The organism is Lysinibacillus sp. NPDC056185, assembly GCF_047737915.1.
Lineage (GTDB): Bacteria > Bacillota > Bacilli > Bacillales_A > Planococcaceae > Lysinibacillus.
In genome coordinates, this window is the sequence record NZ_JBLLLQ010000021.1 from 1 (window position 1) to 20,119 (window position 20,119).

The 20,119-nt window shown below is 36.4% G+C and carries 17 protein-coding genes; 5 read left to right on the forward strand and 12 right to left on the reverse strand.

What is annotated here, in order from left to right; translation table 11 throughout:
* Positions 1 to 634 precede the first annotated feature (634 nt).
* Positions 635 to 1,231 carry a protein kinase gene (locus ACMZ42_RS18350; RefSeq protein ID WP_415732308.1) on the reverse strand — a complete coding sequence of 199 codons (597 nt, stop codon included), beginning with the start codon at positions 1,229 to 1,231 and terminating at the stop codon, positions 635 to 637.
* Positions 1,232 to 1,375: 144 nt separating this feature from the next.
* Complete coding sequence (locus ACMZ42_RS18355) at positions 1,376 to 1,693, reverse strand: winged helix-turn-helix transcriptional regulator (protein ID WP_370076890.1); 318 nt, start codon at positions 1,691 to 1,693, stop codon at positions 1,376 to 1,378.
* A 165-nt stretch (positions 1,694 to 1,858) separates the two neighbouring features.
* Here ACMZ42_RS18355 and ACMZ42_RS18360 point away from each other — a divergent pair, with 165 nt between their 5' ends.
* Positions 1,859 to 2,251 carry a DoxX family protein gene (locus tag ACMZ42_RS18360; protein ID WP_370076888.1) on the forward strand — a complete coding sequence of 131 codons (393 nt, stop codon included), beginning with the start codon at positions 1,859 to 1,861 and terminating at the stop codon, positions 2,249 to 2,251.
* A gap of 142 nt (positions 2,252 to 2,393) precedes the next feature.
* On the opposite strand, the gene ACMZ42_RS18365 is transcribed toward ACMZ42_RS18360, so the two are convergent.
* The 3 genes from ACMZ42_RS18365 to ACMZ42_RS18375 form a co-directional block, all read right to left on the reverse strand.
* Positions 2,394 to 3,260, reverse strand: coding sequence for an NAD(P)-dependent oxidoreductase (locus tag ACMZ42_RS18365; RefSeq protein ID WP_370076886.1), 867 nt, complete (start codon positions 3,258 to 3,260; stop codon positions 2,394 to 2,396).
* 309 nt (positions 3,261 to 3,569) lie between these two features.
* Complete coding sequence (locus tag ACMZ42_RS18370; RefSeq protein ID WP_415732309.1) at positions 3,570 to 3,746, reverse strand: Spo0E family sporulation regulatory protein-aspartic acid phosphatase; 177 nt, start codon at positions 3,744 to 3,746, stop codon at positions 3,570 to 3,572.
* Positions 3,747 to 3,838: 92 nt separating this feature from the next.
* Complete coding sequence (locus ACMZ42_RS18375; RefSeq protein ID WP_100544207.1) at positions 3,839 to 4,027, reverse strand: hypothetical protein; 189 nt, start codon at positions 4,025 to 4,027, stop codon at positions 3,839 to 3,841.
* A 123-nt stretch (positions 4,028 to 4,150) separates the two neighbouring features.
* Between ACMZ42_RS18375 and ACMZ42_RS18380 the strand changes: the two genes are divergently transcribed.
* From ACMZ42_RS18380 to ACMZ42_RS18390, 3 genes are all read left to right on the forward strand, one after another.
* On the forward strand, positions 4,151 to 4,339 hold the full coding sequence (locus tag ACMZ42_RS18380) for a YkvS family protein (protein WP_053483503.1): 189 nt from the start codon (positions 4,151 to 4,153) through the stop codon (positions 4,337 to 4,339).
* 81 nt (positions 4,340 to 4,420) lie between these two features.
* The gene (locus ACMZ42_RS18385) at positions 4,421 to 5,035 is read left to right on the forward strand and encodes a CPBP family intramembrane glutamic endopeptidase (RefSeq protein ID WP_370076884.1); all 615 of its coding nucleotides are present in this window, start codon (positions 4,421 to 4,423) and stop codon (positions 5,033 to 5,035) included.
* Between the two features lie 64 nt (positions 5,036 to 5,099).
* The gene (locus ACMZ42_RS18390; protein WP_370076882.1) at positions 5,100 to 5,804 is read left to right on the forward strand and encodes a hypothetical protein; all 705 of its coding nucleotides are present in this window, start codon (positions 5,100 to 5,102) and stop codon (positions 5,802 to 5,804) included.
* A gap of 374 nt (positions 5,805 to 6,178) precedes the next feature.
* Here ACMZ42_RS18390 and ACMZ42_RS18395 read toward each other — a convergent pair whose 3' ends face one another.
* Complete coding sequence (locus ACMZ42_RS18395) at positions 6,179 to 6,625, reverse strand: MarR family winged helix-turn-helix transcriptional regulator (protein WP_370076880.1); 447 nt, start codon at positions 6,623 to 6,625, stop codon at positions 6,179 to 6,181.
* Between the two features lie 122 nt (positions 6,626 to 6,747).
* Positions 6,748 to 8,226 (reverse strand): ATP-binding protein, encoded by a 1,479-nt coding sequence (locus tag ACMZ42_RS18400; protein ID WP_370076879.1) that lies wholly within the window; start codon positions 8,224 to 8,226, stop codon positions 6,748 to 6,750.
* A gap of 199 nt (positions 8,227 to 8,425) precedes the next feature.
* On the opposite strand from ACMZ42_RS18400, the gene ACMZ42_RS18405 reads away from it, so the two are divergent.
* Positions 8,426 to 10,165, forward strand: a complete 1,740-nt coding sequence (locus ACMZ42_RS18405) for a B12-binding domain-containing radical SAM protein (RefSeq protein WP_402872359.1) — start codon at positions 8,426 to 8,428, stop codon at positions 10,163 to 10,165.
* Positions 10,166 to 10,620: 455 nt separating this feature from the next.
* On the opposite strand, the gene ACMZ42_RS18410 is transcribed toward ACMZ42_RS18405, so the two are convergent.
* The 5 genes from ACMZ42_RS18410 to ACMZ42_RS18430 all read right to left on the reverse strand — a co-directional run bounded on the left by ACMZ42_RS18410 (position 10,621) and on the right by ACMZ42_RS18430 (position 20,089).
* A complete protein-coding gene (locus ACMZ42_RS18410) occupies positions 10,621 to 11,976 on the reverse strand; it encodes a TrkH family potassium uptake protein (protein WP_370076875.1) in 1,356 nt (451 codons plus the stop codon).
* Positions 11,977 to 12,103: 127 nt separating this feature from the next.
* Positions 12,104 to 12,868 carry a TerC family protein gene (locus tag ACMZ42_RS18415; RefSeq protein ID WP_415732310.1) on the reverse strand — a complete coding sequence of 255 codons (765 nt, stop codon included), beginning with the start codon at positions 12,866 to 12,868 and terminating at the stop codon, positions 12,104 to 12,106.
* A 623-nt stretch (positions 12,869 to 13,491) separates the two neighbouring features.
* Positions 13,492 to 14,577, reverse strand: a complete 1,086-nt coding sequence (locus ACMZ42_RS18420; RefSeq protein WP_415732311.1) for an SDR family oxidoreductase — start codon at positions 14,575 to 14,577, stop codon at positions 13,492 to 13,494.
* An 18-nt stretch (positions 14,578 to 14,595) separates the two neighbouring features.
* Positions 14,596 to 17,646, reverse strand: coding sequence for an efflux RND transporter permease subunit (locus tag ACMZ42_RS18425; protein WP_415732312.1), 3,051 nt, complete (start codon positions 17,644 to 17,646; stop codon positions 14,596 to 14,598).
* An 865-nt stretch (positions 17,647 to 18,511) separates the two neighbouring features.
* The gene (locus tag ACMZ42_RS18430) at positions 18,512 to 20,089 is read right to left on the reverse strand and encodes a peptide chain release factor 3 (protein WP_370076867.1); all 1,578 of its coding nucleotides are present in this window, start codon (positions 20,087 to 20,089) and stop codon (positions 18,512 to 18,514) included.
* Positions 20,090 to 20,119 lie beyond the last annotated feature (30 nt).

Here is a 20,119-nt window from a genome sequence, read left to right on the forward strand (position 1 = left end):
AATTGCGTCCGGAATCGGCTTTGTGCTTAGGCCTGCGTGATGCAGGTCAGTTAGCCGTTATCGCATGGATGCGATGATTTTAGGCTAACATCCTAAATTGAACTCCTTTCCGATTCCGTGACATCCGCCGGGGGCTTTAACTTCTTTCAGCGGATGTTTGGACACCCAATGAAAAGTAACTTAAAACTGCATTCATCTCACCACCCATAGAGGTGGGAGACTTCTGCTGAAAGAAGTTAAATAAATTCCCTCATGAATAAAAAATACCTCTTATTTAAAGAAAATTAACACTATTTACAATATACAATTATTTTCACTTGACTAACACTCTAAAATAAACGAATCTTAGCCTTATCTGCGGAATACTAAAAATTACATATTCATAATAAAAAAGGCTGTTTTCAATATAGATTGTAGCTATTAATACATAAAGACCAAGTTAATTCTACACATTTTGTAGATTAACTCGGTCTTTGGTAAATCCTTCTAAAATCCTTCTTTAACTAAACCACCCCGTTAGCCATCCATGGAGCGCAAAAATCAGCACTTCACCACAGAAAATGAAAGATGATTAAGTTCCTTCATGGGAGTTTATGTATAATATTTCTAAAACTTTCCGACATACTGATTCTCTTTATTCCTTACCACAATCATAACAACGTTTGTCTTTGTCATTGTCTCCGTACATACGGAGTTCCTTTTCTAATCCACAAACGCTGCAAAAGTCAAAATGTATTTGCGGAAGTATGCCTTCTTCGGCTATTGGAACCCACTCTTTTTCATATAAACTCTTTGTCATACCATAATCGGTAAAAACAAGTTTACCATCATTGTTTAAACCGTAATTACTACTGTCTTTTAAATCAAAGCAGTCGAAGTTTTTATCTAATATTTCTAAAACCTCATCAAATAAATTAGGGATCAAGCATCGGTGTTCTTCAACCTTTACCTCATACGATTGATTATTCTTTAGTTCTAAAGGTTTGTAATATTTTTGTACAGATATGAATTCATCAACATAGTATGTCTGAGCGAGTAAGGGGGCAAGACCTTTATCAGCCATTGAAGTGTAAATTTCTAATTCATTTTTTGATTGTTTATAACCGATTGGATGTAAATGCACTTTTATTACATAACCCAAAACTCTATATACTTTTCTTGTAGAACCTATGCCAACAAAATTTTCATCTTTACAATACTGATTCCAATTTTGAATTATTTGTTTAAGCATTGTTTCCCCTCCTTACACAACTAAAAACTTAACTGTATATAAATTCAACACTTTGTTAATTTTTCCTTCTTAAAGATTAGTTGAAGAACAACGAAGACAGCCTAAAAAAGATATCCAAGCCCCCTCGCTTGGATATCCTTTTTACTATTCTTCTATATTCACCCACATAGAAGACCATTTTTCAATTGCTTTTAGGACCGGCGCAAGTGCATGTCCTTTTTCTGTTAGCTCGTATTCAATCACTACTGGTGTCGATGGAATAACAGTGCGTTTCACAATGTTCTCTATCTCTAATTCTTTTAATCTCTCCGTTAACACGCGACTGCTAATACCCATTTGTTTTTTAATTGTTGAGTATCGTTGAGGACCTTCTAATAACTGATAAATAAGCAGAGTGTTCCAGCTATGATTTAATATTTTTAGCGCTTTCTCAAATCGTGGGCAAATTTTTTTTTGATCCAATTTACCTGCCTCCTAAGTACTTCGTTCTTATATAACAGTATATCATTTTTCCGAAAATCATTTTTAAAAATAAAATTAAGTTACTTGACAAAAGTTGTTTTTAAAAATAAACTAGGTTACGAAATGTAAGCACAAAAAAAAAAAACAAAAGGAGTTTATTAAACTATGCAAAATATCGGTTCAACTATTTTACGTGTGGTGCTTGGCTTTATTTTTGCCGCCCACGGATTCCAAAAATTTCAAGGTGGTATCGGCTTCACAGCTGATTATTTTGATGCCATAGGTATTCCAGGCTTTATGGCTTATATTGTTGCCATTATAGAACTAGTCGGTGGTGTTGCAATTATTCTAGGTTTAGGCACAAGACTTTTTGGCGCTTTATTGACAGTGACTATGATTGTTGCCATTTTCACGGCGAAGCTTAGTATTGGCTTTATCGGCGAAAACGGCTTAGCTGGATATGAATTTGATTTAGCTTTAGCTGCAATTGCTTTATACTTTGCACTTGCAGGAGCATCTAGTTTTTCTTTAGACGCAAAACTTTTTCATAAAGAGTAATGTTTCGTAGTTTGCTATTTTCTGTGTGTTAGTGAGCTGCAGCTTCTTTATCAAAGACAAAAACCCGAAGTACCCATCCTTTCATAAGATGATACTTCGGGTTTTCTAAAATTAGAATTTTTCGCACTCTATAGTCAGTATTTTATTGATAAGCTTTTAAAAGAGCCTGTGTTCCGTTTTCACCATAGCCTGCTTCCACTAGCTTGTCATACATATCATAAGCAAGTGCTAGACCTGGTAATGTAATCCCCATTTTTTTAGATTCGTCTAAAGCAATTTTCATATCCTTTACAAAATGCTTGATATAAAAACCTGGTGCGTAATCTTCTTTGATCATACGGGGTGCTAAATTACTTAACGACCAGGAGCCTGCTGCACCCGACGAAATAGATTGCAATACTGTTGGTAAATCAAGTCCAGCCTTTAAACCGTAAGCAAGTGACTCACACACACCAATCATTCCAGAAGCAATAACGATCTGATTACACATTTTAGCATGCTGTCCTGCACCAGCTTCACCTTGATAAACAATATTTTCACCAAAATGTTTCATGACTGATAAAACTTTATTAAATGTATCTTGGCTACCTCCAACCATAATTGATAATGTCCCATTTTGAGCACCGATATCTCCTCCAGAAACAGGCGCATCTAGTGCTTCTACTCCAAGCTTTTGGGCATGCTCAAAAATTTTCTTTGCCAATGTTGGCTCTGAAGTGGTCATATCAATAACGATATTGCCGGATTCAGCTGTTTGCAATAAACCGTTATCTCCAAAATAAACTTCCTCTACATCTGCTGGGTATCCAACCATTGTAAAGGCAATATCCTTATTTTTAAATGCTTCTGCCGGAGTACTTGCCCAAGCTGCACCTAGCGCCAAAAGCGGCTCCGCTTTCTCCTTTGTACGTGTGTAAACTGTCACCTCATGACCATTTTTTAATAAATGCTTGATAATACTTGCCCCCATAACACCACTGCCGATAAATGCAATACTCTCTTTTCCCATATGTACATACTCCTTTGTTTATCCAGGCTATCGATTCTACATAACCAATCATTAGCACTTATTTTTATCTTTCAGTGTAGTTGAATAAGTGCGATAATTCAAACTCCTTTTATTAAGTTGTACTATATACCTTATGTGCTGGACACTCGCTGAAAGAAGTTAAATCAAAATAAAAAAGAGAGCAAGTGATGGGGTATCACTGCTCTAAAGGGGGAAATGAGAATGTTGCTGTGTTCAAAATAAGTATTCCCCAACTAATGCTTTTTAAACATATTATTTAAAAAGTTTATACTCTGAAGGAACATTCTTTCAATCTTCTTGATCGTCTTCTTCTTCAAATGCTGTCTGTCTATAATAAGTATTCATTAACTGATCTAATCTGCGACTCAGTTGAATGGTTTTTGCATTTTGTAATCCGTTCTCTACACCTGAGCGAATCATCATTTCACGAGTTTGCTCCATTTGTTTCAAGAGTAGATTGACCATTCATACAACCCTCCACACACAAATAATCATACCATTATTATACATTTATATTTCATTTCTTACAGCATTAACTTACGACAATGTTCGACAAATTAGCTTCTTGCAACTTCTTGATAAGTATAGATTACGCGTCCATTTTGTTTGGCCTCACCCCTAAAATGTTTAAATAAAGGATGTTTTACAAGTACTTCTCGAAACTCATAAAATTGTTCCTTTTCTATCTCTATACTTTTTAATTCCCCGTTTTGTAATTGTTTAAGCATATTTTCGTATTTTTCCATTTTTCTTTTCCTCACTTCTTAGTATTTTGTTTAATAAATTATGAATTATTTAAAAAGGGCTTTACGTTTTCCATTTTTTCATGCAAACTGTATATTATTAGTCGATGAAGGAGCTGACTGTCTGTGAAAATAGCTGAAGTTGGAAATATTATCGAGTTTAAAGATGGCTTACAGGGTATAGTAGAAAAAGTAAATGAAAATTCGGTGATCGTTGATTTAACATACATGGAAAATTTCGATTCCCTTGAAATTGAAGAAAAAACGGTCGTCAACCATAAACGTTACAAAATTTTATATACAAACGAGGCTTAATAGTCTGAATAGTCCCTATTTGTCTTTATAGATGATAAGGGGCTTTTTTTTTGATAATATTAAAAGCATGGAGGTCGAATAATGCTTACAAATTCGAAACAAACAATAATATTGCTCCTTTCTTTATTATTCGTTTATGGCATGCTTGCATATACCTTTGCTAACCAAGCTGTATTTTGGTACCTATATGCTTTTACTTTACTTGTATGTATTGCCATTGCCATTTTGGCTGGTAAAATTGAAGATCAATTACCTACCTGGAAATTTTTACTTTTCGGTATTGGGTACGGTACAATAACATACGGTATTATACGCTTTGGCTATTGGCTTGCACCATACATTAATGATTCATTAGTACAGTCAGTACAAAAATTTTTAGCAAACTATGGACCACAAAATATTTGGCACTATATTTTACTCGTATTCATTGTTGCAATCGGTGAAGAGATTTTTTGGCGTGGCTATGTTCAACAACAGCTGAAACGCTTTATGCGTCCTATTTTTGCTGTTATTGTAACTGCGATTTTATGCGCCATCTCTATTGCATTAAGCGGTTTTATGCTTGGTATGATCGCCGCATTTGTAACCGGCCTTATTTGGGGCTTGTTATATGAATGGCGTAAAAGTATGCCACTTGTTATTGTAACCCATGTAGTTTTTGTACTACTATTATTTTTAGTGTTACCTTTAACATGATAACATTAAAATTTGGAAACATTTTATCTTTACCAGCGTTTAATTAAGAAAGGGAGGGCTTTTCATGCAAAAAAAATTATTTTCTGTACCTGCATTATTACTAACAGCTGTTTTAGTCGTAGGATGTAATACTTCCGAAACAAAGGATTCTGATGCTCAAAAAAATGAGCCATCAAATACACCGACTGAACAGCAACAACCATCATCTAAGGATACAACTGTAGATGAATCGCAAGAAACGCCTACATCAAATGAAACAAATAAAGACAATACAGATAATAAAGACAATACAACTAAAAAAGAACAAGAAGTTAAATATGTACAAAAAGGTGTAGACAAGACTGAAAAAGCAACGGAATCTAAAAGTGTTGATCAAGACTATAAAGTGCACCAACTACCTGGATTTACACTTACACAAGAAGAACCAGGTAAAGACATGTTAGTTTCTAATGACAATGCTGAAGTATTTATGCGTATCGAATCTATTGATGCATCACAAACAAGCTACGAAGATGCAAAAACATCTATGCAAGATTATATGAATGCTGTTGGTGAACCATCATCTTTATCTTCTGAAGATTTAGCTGCATTTAAAGATGTTAAAAACATTGAGGGTTATGTTGTACATTTTGAAGCAGAGAAAGAAAAAGTAATCGGCGTTGTTTTTGAAAAAGACGGTTTAATTACAAAACTAACAATTCACGATAACGACGAATTAGATTTAACAGATGCTATGCTTAAAATGGCAGCAACTATTTCTAAAAAATAATTATTCAAATAAGACTGTAGACAAACTTGTTTGCTCTATAGTCTTTTTTATGTTGACGGTGTTAAGGTTTCAAGAAGCTGAACAGGTTCCAAATATCAATTTTCTACTTTAACAGTGCCTTTATTTTAAATAGGGTTTATAGCATAATGGGAGGCTGATTTTCGTTCCGGCTAGGTGATGTCCGATGGGCGGCTAGGAGCGATCACGGGGGCTTTAACACAGGTCAGGATACTTAGCCTTCGATTGGCTCGCTCCTGCCTTATCTTTGACGTTAAGGATTTAAGAGGGGGTTGTTGGAGTACTTTAACTTCTTCCACAATAACACGTTGCGTTCCATAAAAAAAGTTGCCTCAAACTCATTGAGACAACTCTTTTTAATAAGATAAGTCTTTAATAGACAGGCCTAATTTTTTTAATAAAGTGATCGCTTGGCCTTTTTCTTCAACAGATAATACACTCATCAATTCATGTAAATGCTGTTCATGTTTTGGAAATAGTTCTCCCATAAATGCTTCACCTTTGTCCGTAATTTCTGCATAGGTAACACGGCGATCTGATGGACATGAGACACGCAATAAATACCCTCTTTTTTCAAGTTTGTCAATGACATACGTAATAGACCCACTAGCTAGCAAAATTTTATTGCCAATTTGCTGTAATGGCTGTCTTCCTTTATGATAAAGAAGCTCTAATACAGCAAATTCAGTAGGGTTTAATCCATTCTCTTGAAAAAATTGATGGGTCGTCTCATTAATCGCTTTATGTGCACGTGATAATACTATATATAATTTTAAAGATTGCTTTATCTCTTCTGACGTCATATCCTTTTCCTCTCAATTCGCGTTTTATACATGCCATTATAGCGATATTAGAAAAGCATTGTCAAAAGCAATATTTGATTTTAAGCCTTTTACGGTGGTTTAAGTTACCATTTTGACTCTTCTTATGTTACTAAATAAGCAGAATCTTTCGTGGAAACATCCATTGTATCCATCTGATTAAATGTGTAAATCGGGAATTGTAAGTGGAAGCATGTCCCCTTCTGTAATTCACTATTCACACCTATTACACCTTCATGCTCTTCAATCACCTTTTTCACGAAAGCAAGGCCTAGTCCTGTCCCTGTTGATTTCGTCGTGTAAAAAGGTTGGAATAAGTTTTGAAGGGTAGCACTGTCCATACCGGTACCTTCGTCTTTAATCAGTAATTCTACAATCGCACAGTCAATAGCATTCATTTCTACTGTGATCGTTCCACCATTATTCATGGATTCCATCGCATTTTTAATAAGATTCATGAATACTTGCTTTAAGCGATTCTCATTGCCACCAATGTATACTTGTGTAGAAGGAGAAATGTATTGAATCATAATATTTTTCATAAGCGCATCTGGAAGCATAAACTCAATCACTTGCTTCACAATGTGATCTAGCTCTAATAATTCCACTTTCATACTTGTTGGCTTGGACAATACTAAAAGCTCGGATAAAATTTGTTCCATCCGTTGGAGCTCACTATCGATGACAGATAAATACATGCGTGACTCTTCATCAGCATTTAGCTTTAACAATTCGGTAAAGCCCTTTAAAGAAGTTAATGGATTACGAATTTCATGGGCGATACTTGCGGCCATTTGACCGACAACATTTAAAGCTTGTTGATGTTCAACTTTATGTTGAAGTTGTTTCTTTTCTGTTTCATCATTAATGACTGTGACAATAATATTGTTATATTCATCAAAGATACTTGAAATTTCATAATAGCAAGGGCTAGTAACTATAGTTTCATCAATTACATGAATACTCGCATGCTTTTCACCCATCAGTTTAGAAAGGTATGTTGTAATTTGACCCTTCTTCAATGTAAATGTATCGAATATGTGCTGATGTGCCCTATGAAGAAGCAGCGATTTTTCTATTCTTAAAAACATTTCAGCATACTTATTTAGCCCAAGAATTATCCCGCTAGCGTCACTTATAATAACAGCGTACGGTAAGTGATCATAAGCATTGAAAGATTGTGATCTCTCCTGCTCTTGGCTAACATATAATTCATGAGCTATGTCATTATTTAACGTTGAAATTTGCGCAACAATTTCTTCAGTGCTTGGATCATAAAAACATTTAAAGGACATCATTTCAAACTCATTACCAGCTGTTTGAATATTGAAGATTTCTTCTGATCTTAACTCGCTTTCTAATTGTTTAACGAACTTCGCCCAATTTAAATTAGATGGCTCGTCCATAGTTAAATAGCCAAAATACGTTGAATTGAGGTTAAAAAGTTTAACAGCAGCCTCATTCACGTTCAAAATTTTTCCTACTTTATTAAGAATAAGTGTTGGTGACGAAGTACTTGTCATAAGATTTTCAAAACATTGATTAATATCATTTTGCTTCAACTTTCTCACCGAACCTTTCAATAGAGTAAATAACCCCTTATTCGAATTTTGAGCCTTTACTATACTTTATGACTGTACGATTCTATTATTACAAAATTTAGTAAATTTAAGTATTTAAAATTATTTCACGAACTGTTCACAAAATAAATAGGTAAAAAGGATTATATTGTATGACAGCTACTTGACTGTTACAATTAGAAATTGAAAGGAAGATTATTGCATGAATACTATTTTAACTACTTTAAACGCAAAGTATATTCACACAAATTTAGCATTGCGTTATTTAAAAGGTGCAGCTTTACCAGAATTTAATCCAATTATTGCAGAATATACAATTAAAGATCCTGCTTTTAATATTGTATCAGATTTGTTCCAAAAAAAACCTGATATTGTAGGATTTAGTTGTTATATTTGGAATATTGAAGAAACCATTCACGTCATCAAGATGTTAAAAACTGTCTGTCCAAATGTTAAAATTTTGCTCGGTGGACCTGAAGTTTCTTATGATGCCCACCATTGGTTACGTAAAATTGAAGAGGTTGATTTCATTATTATGGGTGAAGGAGAAACATCCTTTAAACAATTACTACGCTATTTTCATGGAGAAATTGCATTGGACGATGTTCCAGGGATTTGCTACTTAGAGGATGGTAAAGTACGCATACACGCACAAGCACCAAAAATAGATTTACGTGAATTACCAAGTCCATTTCGTTTTGAAGAGGATCTCCCTCATTTAAGCAAACGAATTCAATATATTGAAACAAGTAGAGGCTGTCCATTTAGCTGTCAATTTTGTTTATCTTCTATTGAAGTAGGTGTTCGTTATTTCAACCGAGAAAAAATAAAAGAAGATATTCGATTCTTGATGGACAATGGTGCACGTACTATTAAATTTGTCGACCGCACATTTAATATAAGCCGCAGCTATGCCATGGAAATGTTCCAATTTTTAATCGACGAACATAAGCCAGGGGTCGTATTCCAATTTGAAATTACTGCAGATATTATGCGTCCTGAAGTGATCCAGTTTTTAAATGATAACGCACCAAAAGGTCTGTTCCGTTTTGAAATTGGTGTTCAGTCAACGAATGATTTAACAAATACTCTTGTGAAGCGCCGTCAAAACTTTGAAAAACTAACGCGTACAGTGACGATGGTCAAAGAAGGTGGAAAGATTGATCAGCATTTAGATTTAATCGCTGGTTTACCAGAGGAGGATTATGCAAGCTTCCGTCAAACCTTTAATGATGTTTTCGCAATGCGACCAGAAGAATTACAGCTTGGATTCCTAAAACTTCTGCGTGGTACAGGCCTTCGTCTAGAGGCTGAAAAATTCGGCTATACGTATGTGGACCAATCTCCTTACGAAATTTTCTCAAACAATGTCTTAACGTTTGATGATATAGTACGCATTAAACATGCAGAGGATGTACTTGAGAAATATTGGAACGATCACCGTATGGATCATACGATTGAATACTTAGTAACTGAAGTGTTTGAAACACCATTTGATTTCTTCCAAAACTTCGGTACTTATTGGGAAACAAAAGGTTGGTCTCGTATCGGTCATCAGCTCGAAGATTTATTCCGTCGTTTATTAATGTTTTTAGAAACTGTAGAGGGTGCTAATTTAACTATCATTAAAAGCCTAATGCAACTAGATTATTTAATGGCACAGCAGTTCCAGCCACGTAAATTATGGTGGAAGGAGCGCCCTACAGTGGAGCAACAGAAAGCACTTTATGCTGCCTTACGTGAAAACCCTGCAATTGCAGGTGAGGAATTCGCCAGCTTCAATCTATCTGAAAAAGAGTTGTTTAAACATACGCTCATTATTCCGCACCATGTAGATTACCAAAATTTCTCAAATGGCAAAATTGTACAAAAAAACAGCTATTTATTAACTTACTTCCGTCACGGTCAAGCACCATACTTTGCAACAATCCACTCTATATAATAAGAAACGCTAGTCCTTTAATAAAATTTAGGACTAGCGTTTTTTTCATCCATCATTAACTTTTTCAGTAACCTAAAATGAAACCAAACAATTACTTTTTTATTTATGCAAATTGTCAATAATAACCACATTCATTGCTATCAACAGATATTCTAAGTGGCATTACAATTATCCTAAAAAAGTTTAGTACGAAATTCTCAACCAGTTACCACCTTATTATTGTAAAAATTACCTATCGAATAATCGTAATAACCGGGAAAAACAATTTAATTTTTTTTGACAATTATGTGGCGACATCCTTTTTTTAGTCAATTAAACAATCTTAGACCCCTTTTATGCATAGATTTTCTACTCAGGTAATCTCTAAATTTCTCAGTTTTCATATAAATAAGCTTTAGGGTTAATCGGAAAAATAAAAAAGAGCTAAATTAGCTCTTTTTTAATCTCCTAGTAATTTACCCAATAATTACACGCTCTTTAGGATAGTGATAATTAGATTTTTTGCCTCTACCTCCACCCCCTAAAGTGTAAAGGAAGGAAATTAAACCGACACGACCAATAAACATTAAAATCATAATGATAATTTTGCCAACTACCGATAGGTCGGAGGTGATTCCTAAAGACATCCCACACGTTCCGAACGCTGATGTAATTTCAAAGATTATTTGAATCAGTGATGCGTGTGGTTCAGTAATGAGCAAAATAATAGTCGCAACTAATACCATAAAGAATGCCAATAAAATAACAACAAACGAGCGGAATACATCAATTAAATGTATTTCACGTCCGAATACTTGAATATCCTCTCTTCCTCGTGAAAAGGTAATTAGGAATAGAATGGCCATTGCAAACGTTGTTGTACGTATCCCACCACCAACTGAACTTGGTGAGGCACCAATAAACATTAAAAAGCTCATAAAAATATCTGTTGCTTCACTAAAGGTTGTTACATCATACGTCGTAAGTCCAGCTGATCGTGTTGAAACAGAATGGAACATTGCCGAAAATAGTGCCTCATGCCAAGACATTCCCTTAAAGGAATGGAACGATTCAAGCAATAAAATAACGACAGCCCCTACCGCAAATAAAATTGCATATGTGGAGGTAGTTATTTTTGTAAATAAACTAAAACGGAAATTTGTATGGCGATTTAATAAAAAGGTTTTCACTTCAATTAATACTGGGAAGCCTATCGCACCAAGCACAATTAACACCATCGTTATCAATTGAACAAAGTAATCGTTATGAAACGGAAGCAAACTCATGCCTGTAATATCAAAGCCACCATTTGTAGTAGCTGAAATTGAGGCAAAGACACCATGAAGCAAGGCTTCTTCGAAAGTGTCAAAATAATTTGTAAAGTGCAAAGTTAAAATTAACGCACCCATCAATTCAATACCAATTAAGATTTTCAATATTTCCCGAATTAATTGAACAACCCCTGACAAATTGTATTGATTATGATCGATCATAATCAATTGACGCTCACGCATACCAATTTTTTTCCCAACTAGTAACCACACAAAAGTACCAAGTGACATAATGCCAATTGCGCCAAGCTGTAAAATGACAAGTACCATCGCAATCCCGAATGTTGTGTAGCTTTCAGATATATTGAATGTTGTTAAACCTGTTACACTAACTGCACTTACTGCAGTAAACAAGCTATCTAATAATGAAACATTAACTCCTTCTTGATGAACGCCTGGTAGCCGTAGTAACAGGAAGGAAATAGCTATAGCTATAAAATAATAAGAGACAAGTACCTGAAAAGGTGTTACAAGTCTATTTTTTGATCTTTTCCAGGGCACTTTGACAACCCCTTCCTCATATGATGCCAAACTCGATAGATATTAGTATAGAAAAAATACATCAAAAAAGAAAGAGGAATAGATACGACTATTCCTCATCAAATATGCCTCTGTTGAAATAAGTTAATTATTGATCTTGATGTTTATGACGAACTCCTACTAAATAACCTACTAGTGCGATGGCCACTAATACAATCCAGAAAGTTAACTCCCACACAGTAGAATGCGGAAATTCTGCAGGTAATATGCTCACCTTCTCATGTGACAAAGTCAACACAACAAGCTTCACGCCTACCCAACCTACAATTAAAAACGCAGCGGTCTCAAGTGAGGGGTAGTCATTTAATATTTTCACAAACCATTGTGCCGCAAATCGCATCATTATAACTCCGATAAAGCCTCCAAGTAACATAACAATAAATTGTCCACCATTGATGCCACCTATATCAAAGTTCCCTACCTGCGGTAAAGTTACAGCAATGGCAACTGCAGCAAGCATCGAATCAATAGCAAATGCAATATCCGCTGCCTCTACCTTAAGCACTGTCATCCAAAAACCAGCGCCCTTTTTCCCCGCTTCATCGTTAGATTCTTCGTTTGAATCCCCTTTATGACGCAAATCATATATATTTTTGGCAGACATGAATAGTAAATAAGCTGCTCCCAACGCTTGAATTTGCCAATAATTAACTAATACTGTAATGACAAAAAGTGCTGAAAATCGGAAAATTAATGCGCCGAATAATCCATAAAATAATGCCTTTTTTTGTTGTTCTTGTGGCAAGTGCTTCACCATCACAGCCATCACAACTGCATTATCTGCTGCTAATAACCCTTCTAATACTACAAGTACAATCAGTACCCAGCCGTATTGTAATAAAATTGATTCCATTCATGTGCCTCCTCTAAAGCTCTGTTTACCCAAAATAGTCATTATTATACGAATACAAAAGAAAAGACCTCTGCCTCTAAAAAGGCAAAGGTCTCGCTAAGCAAATAAATACTAATCGTTGAATACCGCTAGTATAGAGTTATTCGCTTATCACACCCGATGGTAAAAAACCACGGCATGACGAATGTGAATCCAGATACTTCGCTCGTACCTGTTAGCTACTCCCCTTTGACAAAACGTCGAAGGTTTTTTTCTTCTGAAAACTTATTATAGCACTATCATATATGAGTGGCAAAATTATCTACCCCACTTTAAACAATAACTCTACGTCTACCACAAGATCAATTATGCCTCGGCATAATTGCGTCCGGAAACGGCTTTGTGCTTAGGCCTGCGTGAGGGTCGACACGATGTCGGTCATTTCGGTAATGCCACAGGACGTGGCGTTTTTACCGATGCAGGTCAGTTAGCCGTTATCGCATGGATACGATGATTTTAGGCTAACATCCTTTATGAACTCCTTTCCGATTCCGTGACATCCGCCGGAGGCTTCAACTTGTTTGTTAGCTAGATGGGACTGAATGTAAACATCGATTTTTATCACCGTACCACTAATTGAAGCTTCACTTTATTTGAATTTGATAGCGTTTATCTTCTTTATGCGCTAAATAAAAATCAATCATTCTAGGCATAGTCTGTATAAAATCGGGACATGCAATACTACCCTTTTTCAAAATAGTAACTGCTTCGGATGTATCGAATTTAGCATTCCAAGCTAAGTAGTCTAGAGTTTCTTGCTCAACGCCTAGATATTTTCGAATAAGTGGTATTTGTAAAGATGTTCTTGCTAGTATTAACGGTAATCGCCCTTTAGGATAATGATTAGTTAATAATTTTACCATCGTACGATACACTTCCTGCACAGGATGAGGATTTGGGTCCGTTAGATGCAAAGTTTTCCCTTCAGCACATTTTTCATCAACGAGATAAGTCGAAGCGTTTATAATATAATCCACTGGTACCACATTTATTGTTGATGTTGATTGACCAATATACGGGATAAAAGGGAGGTATTTTAATTTATCTACCATATTTAAAAAGAAATAAGGCCCATCGAATTTAATCGTTTCTCCTGTTTCAGAATGTCCACGTACTATGCCAGGTCGGATAATTGTCAGTGGTATTTCTGATTTCAAATCTTCTACTCGATGCTCAGCTTCATATTTTGTTTCCTCATAATAATTCTTAAATGTAGGAGGGCGAATTAGTTCACTTTCACGTAAAACACCTTCACGTGTTCCTGCTACATACGCTGTACTAAAATACATATAGCGTCTTAAGTTCGGAAGTGTGCGAACAAAATCATTGACCATCGTCGTACCATGCACATTTACTTTCCATGCAATATCGCGTGGTACCGCTAAATCATAAATTGCAGCTAGATGCCAGAGCACCTCAATTTGAGGTACAATTTCCTGTACGGCTTGGTTTTCTAGACCGAGATTCGGTAATGTAATATCACCCTCTACAATATGAATAGAACAATTAGGAAACTCTGCAAGTATATTTTCTCTTTCTACATTGGCCTTTACTAATTCCCCCGCTAAAACAATTGCGATTACTTCCTGTGATTGTTTTTTTCGAAATAACTCTCGTATTAATTGACTTGAAATAAAACCCGGAAAACCTGTAAAAAAATGAACCCCCATCTCTCATCCCCCCTGAGCTTACCGTTTCCTAGTTTCTTTATCCATTAGGCTATAAATAATCGGTACAATATATAATGTCAATAAAGTTGATGTCACAAGTCCTCCGATTACTACAATCCCCATCGGTTGATTCATTTCTGTTCCTTCACCAATACCAAGAGCAAGTGGTAGCAATCCTAAGATTGTTGTTAGTGCAGTCATTAAAATGGGGCGAAGTCGATCTTGTGTAGCCAGTAAAATCGCATCATACGTCGCCATTCCCCTAGCTTTTTGTTGATTAATGTAATCGACAAGTACAATCCCGTTATTCACGACAATTCCAACTAGTACTAAGATGCCTATAACAGATGTCACACCAACTAGCGTGTTCGTAGCAAACATTGCAATGGCAACGCCAATAATCATTAATGGTACTGTAAACATGATAACGAATGGGTATTTGAATGATTCAAATTGAGCTGCCATTACGATATATACAAGGACTATTGCTAATGCCACGGCTAAAAGCATATCATTAATCGCACTATCGTAAAGCTCACGATCTCCACTAAAGACAACTTGAGTTTCAGTTGGTAAATCCGCTTTTTCTAATACTTTGTCCACTTTTGCTGAGATGCCCCCGAGCGATTCCTTCGTTTCATACTCGACAAAAAATGCAACCGCAGCCGCCTGATCAGAGCGTCTTATCGATACTGGTCCTTCCTGTACAGAAACTGTCGCAATGTCCTCTAGCTTTACAAATAAACCTGCAGGTGAACGAAGCTGCATCGATTTTAATGACTCGATACTATCATTAAACACTTGTCCAAAGCCTGTATAAACAGGCAATACAGCACCATCCTCTGCCATAATTTGCGTAGTTAGCTGCCCCTTCGTCATTTGATTGACCGTTTGAGCAATTTGCGCAGGTACAAATCCGTAGTCTTTCGCCTTTTCTCGGTCTACTTCGACTTGAATTTCTTTTACAGTAATATCTAAATCCGTAGATACTTTTGTGATGGTTTTTACCTTTAATAGCTCCTGCTGTACTTTATCAACAGAGCTTTGAAGTCTTTGCTCATCAGAGTCTGTTAACCTAAACGTTAATGTATTTGGTGACGATCCTGTTGTTGTTGAGACATTAAAGTTGATTTCAACTTGCTTACCTAGCTCTTTATGCAAATCTCGCTCAACTTCTTCTACAAATTCAAAAATCGAACAATCCCTATCTGCTAGAGGGACAAGCTTTACATATAGTTCTGCTTGGTTTGCACTTGTTTGTCCCCGTGCTTGTGCCTGTTGCGTACCACCGATTAAGCTAACATATACGTCAACATCTTTCTCCTGTTTTAAGCGTTCTTCTATTTTCGCTACAACTTTTTCTGTTTCTGATACTGCTACCCCTTTTTCAAGGTTTACGCTAATGGATGCAAATCCTTCGTCAGTTGGCGGTAAAAACTCTGTGCCCATTTTCATAAGCCCAAACAATGCAAGTCCAAAACAGACAACTGCTGAGATTAGTACAAGCATACGGTGACGCAATACCCAAATAATTGATGTTTTGTAGCGCTTATAAAAGGATGACTCATTACGTTTTTCATAAATATTCGTTGATTTCATTTTTAAAAGACGACTTGCAAGCATTGGGACAACTGTTAACGCAACGACTAACGAAGCAATTAAGCTAAAGGAAATAGTTAATGCAAATTCTGTGAAAATTTGTCCTATCAACCCTTCAATAAACATTACAGGAATGAATACTGCAATAGTTGTGAGAGTAGAAGCAGTAATCGCAAGTGCCACTTCCTTTGTCCCTTCTTTAGCTGCTGTTATCGGATCCTTGCCAAGTCCTAAATGTCGTTCAATGTTTTCAATAACAACGATAGCATTGTCAACCAACATACCGATGCCAAGTGCTAACGCCCCTAATGTCATAATATTGAGCGAGAAATTGGCAAAAAACATTAAAACAAATGTAACAATCACTGAATATGGTATCGCAATGCCAATGATAATAGGGCTTTTCACACTACGTAGAAAGACGAATAATACGAACATTGCGAATAATCCACCTAGAAGTAAAGAGGATCCGATATTACCAATCGCTAAATTCACGTAGTTCCCTTGGTCCACTAGCACGTCTGCAACGATTCCTTGATATTGCTTCTTTGTTAATAATTCATTTAAAGCTTCTTTAAAAGCTTTTGATACCTCTGCCGTATTAGCACCCGATTCCTGTAATACAGACATTAATACCGCAGGATGCTCATTTGCTCGTGTAGTAGTTACGGATTTTTGCTCCACACGTTCAACAGCCGCTACTTCTCCTACTGTTAATGCTTTACCATCTAGTGGATTTACTGAAATGATTAAATCAGCAATGCTTTCTGGCGAATTTATAGTGCTTAAAATACGTGTCGTTAACATCTTCCCGTCTGCTGTTAACACCGGTTCACCCGGAAGAGAAACATTGTTCGATTGAATAATTTGAATAATATCTGCTTGGGTTAATCCTTTTTCAACTAGCTTCGATTCATCCAAAGTTATTTGAACTTCTTCTACTAGCTTACCGGAAATGTTGACACTTGCGACACCTGCTGTTCGACGAAGTTCTTTTTCCAAAGCTTCCGCCAGTAAACGCACATCTACATTGTCATTTTCCGCCCGTAGTGAAAGTTGAATTATAGGAAATTGTGATGGATCAAATTTTAAAAAGTTAGGTTTCTCAGCATCACTCGGTAAAGGGGTCATATCGATGCGTTGTAAAATATCGAGCTGAGCATCATCAATATTGGTTGACCAATCAAACTCGAGAATAATTAAATTGGATCCTTCTTGAGAGGTAGACTGTATTTTTTTTATCCCTGGTAAGGTGGCGAGTGTTGTTTCTAACGGCTTCGTTATTTTCTCATTAATCTCTGTTGGACTTGCACCAGGATAATTGGTAACTACGATGCCTATTGGTGGACGTAATTCTGGAATAAGCGTAATAGGTATTTTTAATAATGAAACGCCACCTAATATAATGACTAACAACATCGTAACAATTGTAAAAACAGGCCTTTTAATAGAAAAATTACTAATGTTCATTATTACAAGCTCCTTTTAATCTCTTCCTTTCTATAATACCCGAAAAGCAGATGAATTTAGAAACTTCCCCATTTTTTATAGGTTTAAAATATAACTCGCCGCCAAAATTAGGAGATGCAATTTGTTAAAGCATATGCCATATGTAAGTTGATTGGAGTGGAGACTGGGCGACTCCTTGGGGATTAGCGTCACAGATGAGACCCTGGAGCGAGCAAAGCGAGTGAAGCGGCTCATCGGACGCCCCCAGGAAGCTCTGCTCTGTGCGAAAGCGAAGCGTCAGCAACAAAGCGCCCAGTCGGAACGGAAATCAACCCACGTTATGCTGATGAGGCTTATATTTCCTAATAATGTATATATTCTACATATAGCTCCAATTTTCCTTGTAAAAAAACACGATTCGCAACATGTCGATTCGTGTTTTTTCATGTAATTAAGGTGTCTTATAAAAAAGTATGCCCCTTTGGCAAAACGAAGCAGTGGCAATAACAGATAATACAATTGGCTTAACTGTTATAAGTCCATTCTGATGAGTAACCACTGCGTTCACTTTTGCATTGCATAAATTTTATAAAAGTTCTACGCTATTGCTGATTGTAGTGGAAGGCTACTCGACTCCCGTGGGAAAGCGAGACAGGCGAGACCCTGAGGCCAACACGATGTTGGTCACGAAGGCGTTGTCACAGGACGTGACGCACTTAGCCTTCGTTCCTTTAGCGTAGGAAGCGGCTCGACGCTCGCCCACAGGAAGCTCTACTCTGTGCGAAAGCGAAGCGTCAGCAACAAATGTTTTATCTGTGCGAAAGCGAAGCGTCAGCGACAAAGCGAGTAGCCTGGAACGGAAATCATCCCGACAATTTTGTTTAAATTATAAAAGGCTATACAGTTTAATGTTTTCGTTTTTATCAGCAAACCAACGCATAGCAAATTCATTTTCAAATAAGAAAACAAAATTATCAAAACGGTCTTTTACAAGCATTGAACGACCTGAAGACATTGATTCTTTAACATCCTCTTCGTTTTCAATCCATCTTGCAATTTTCGAACCAATTGGCTCCATTCTCACTTCAACATTATATTCATTTTTCATACGATGCTCAAAAACTTCAAATTGTAATTGACCAACTGCTCCAAGAATAACTTCTTCTGTATGCAATGTTTTATAATATTGAATGGCGCCTTCTTGCACTAATTGTAAAATCCCTTTATGGAATTGCTTAGATTTCATAACATTTTTCGCAGTAACACGAACAAATAGCTCTGGCGTGAACTGTGGCAATTTTTCAAATTGGAATGTCTTTTTACCACCTACAACTGTGTCACCAATCTGATAAGTGCCTGTGTCATATAAACCGATAATATCACCAGCAACTGCCTCATCAACTGTTTCACGGTCGTCAGCAAGGAATTGTGTAGATTGTGTCACTTTGAATGATTTACCTGTACGAGATAAAGTCATGTTCATGCCTCGTTCAAATTTACCTGATACGATACGCACAAAGGCAATACGGTCTCGGTGTGCAGGGTTCATATTCGCTTGAATTTTGAAAATGAAGCCTGAAAACTCCTCATGCTCAACAGGATCAATAAATAGTTCATTCTCAGTAATGCGAGGCTGTGGTGTCGGTGCAAATTGTAAATATGTTTCAAGGAATGTTTGTACACCGAAATTTGTTAGAGCAGAACCAAAGAACACAGGTGTTAATTCACCACGACGAATTTTTTCTTCAGAATACTCATTACCCGCTTCGTCAAGCAACATGATGTCATCCATTGCTTGTGAATAATAAGAAGTCACCTTCATAGGATGCTCGATTGCAAGTTCCCCATTATCATCAATTGGTAAGAAACGTTCTTCTTCCTCAGTACGGAATTGCTCGATACGTTTATTATAACGATCATAAATACCTAGAAACTCTTTACCCATACCGATCGGCCAGTTCATTGGGTAAGCATTAATGCCAAGTACCTCCTCAAGCTCTTCAATCAGCTCAAGTGGCTCTTTCCCTTGACGGTCTAATTTATTGATAAAAGTAAAAATCGGAATACCACGCATTTTACAAACTTTGAATAGCTTTAAAGTTTGTGCTTCAATACCTTTAGCAGCATCTACGACCATGACAGCACTATCCACCGCCATTAATGTACGATACGTATCCTCCGAGAAATCTTGGTGACCTGGAGTATCTAAAATATTGACACGTGAGCCGTTATAATCGAATTGCATAACTGAAGAAGTTACAGAAATCCCACGTTGTTTTTCAATTTCCATCCAGTCAGATGTTGCAAACTTACCTGTTTTCTTTCCTTTTACTGTACCGGCATCACGAATCGCACCACCAAATAGTAAAAGCTTTTCTGTAATCGTCGTTTTCCCAGCATCAGGGTGACTGATAATGGCAAAAGTTCGACGTGATAATATATCTTTTTCTAAATTTGAATTCATCTCGTCATTCTCCTTTTTTCATACTTAATA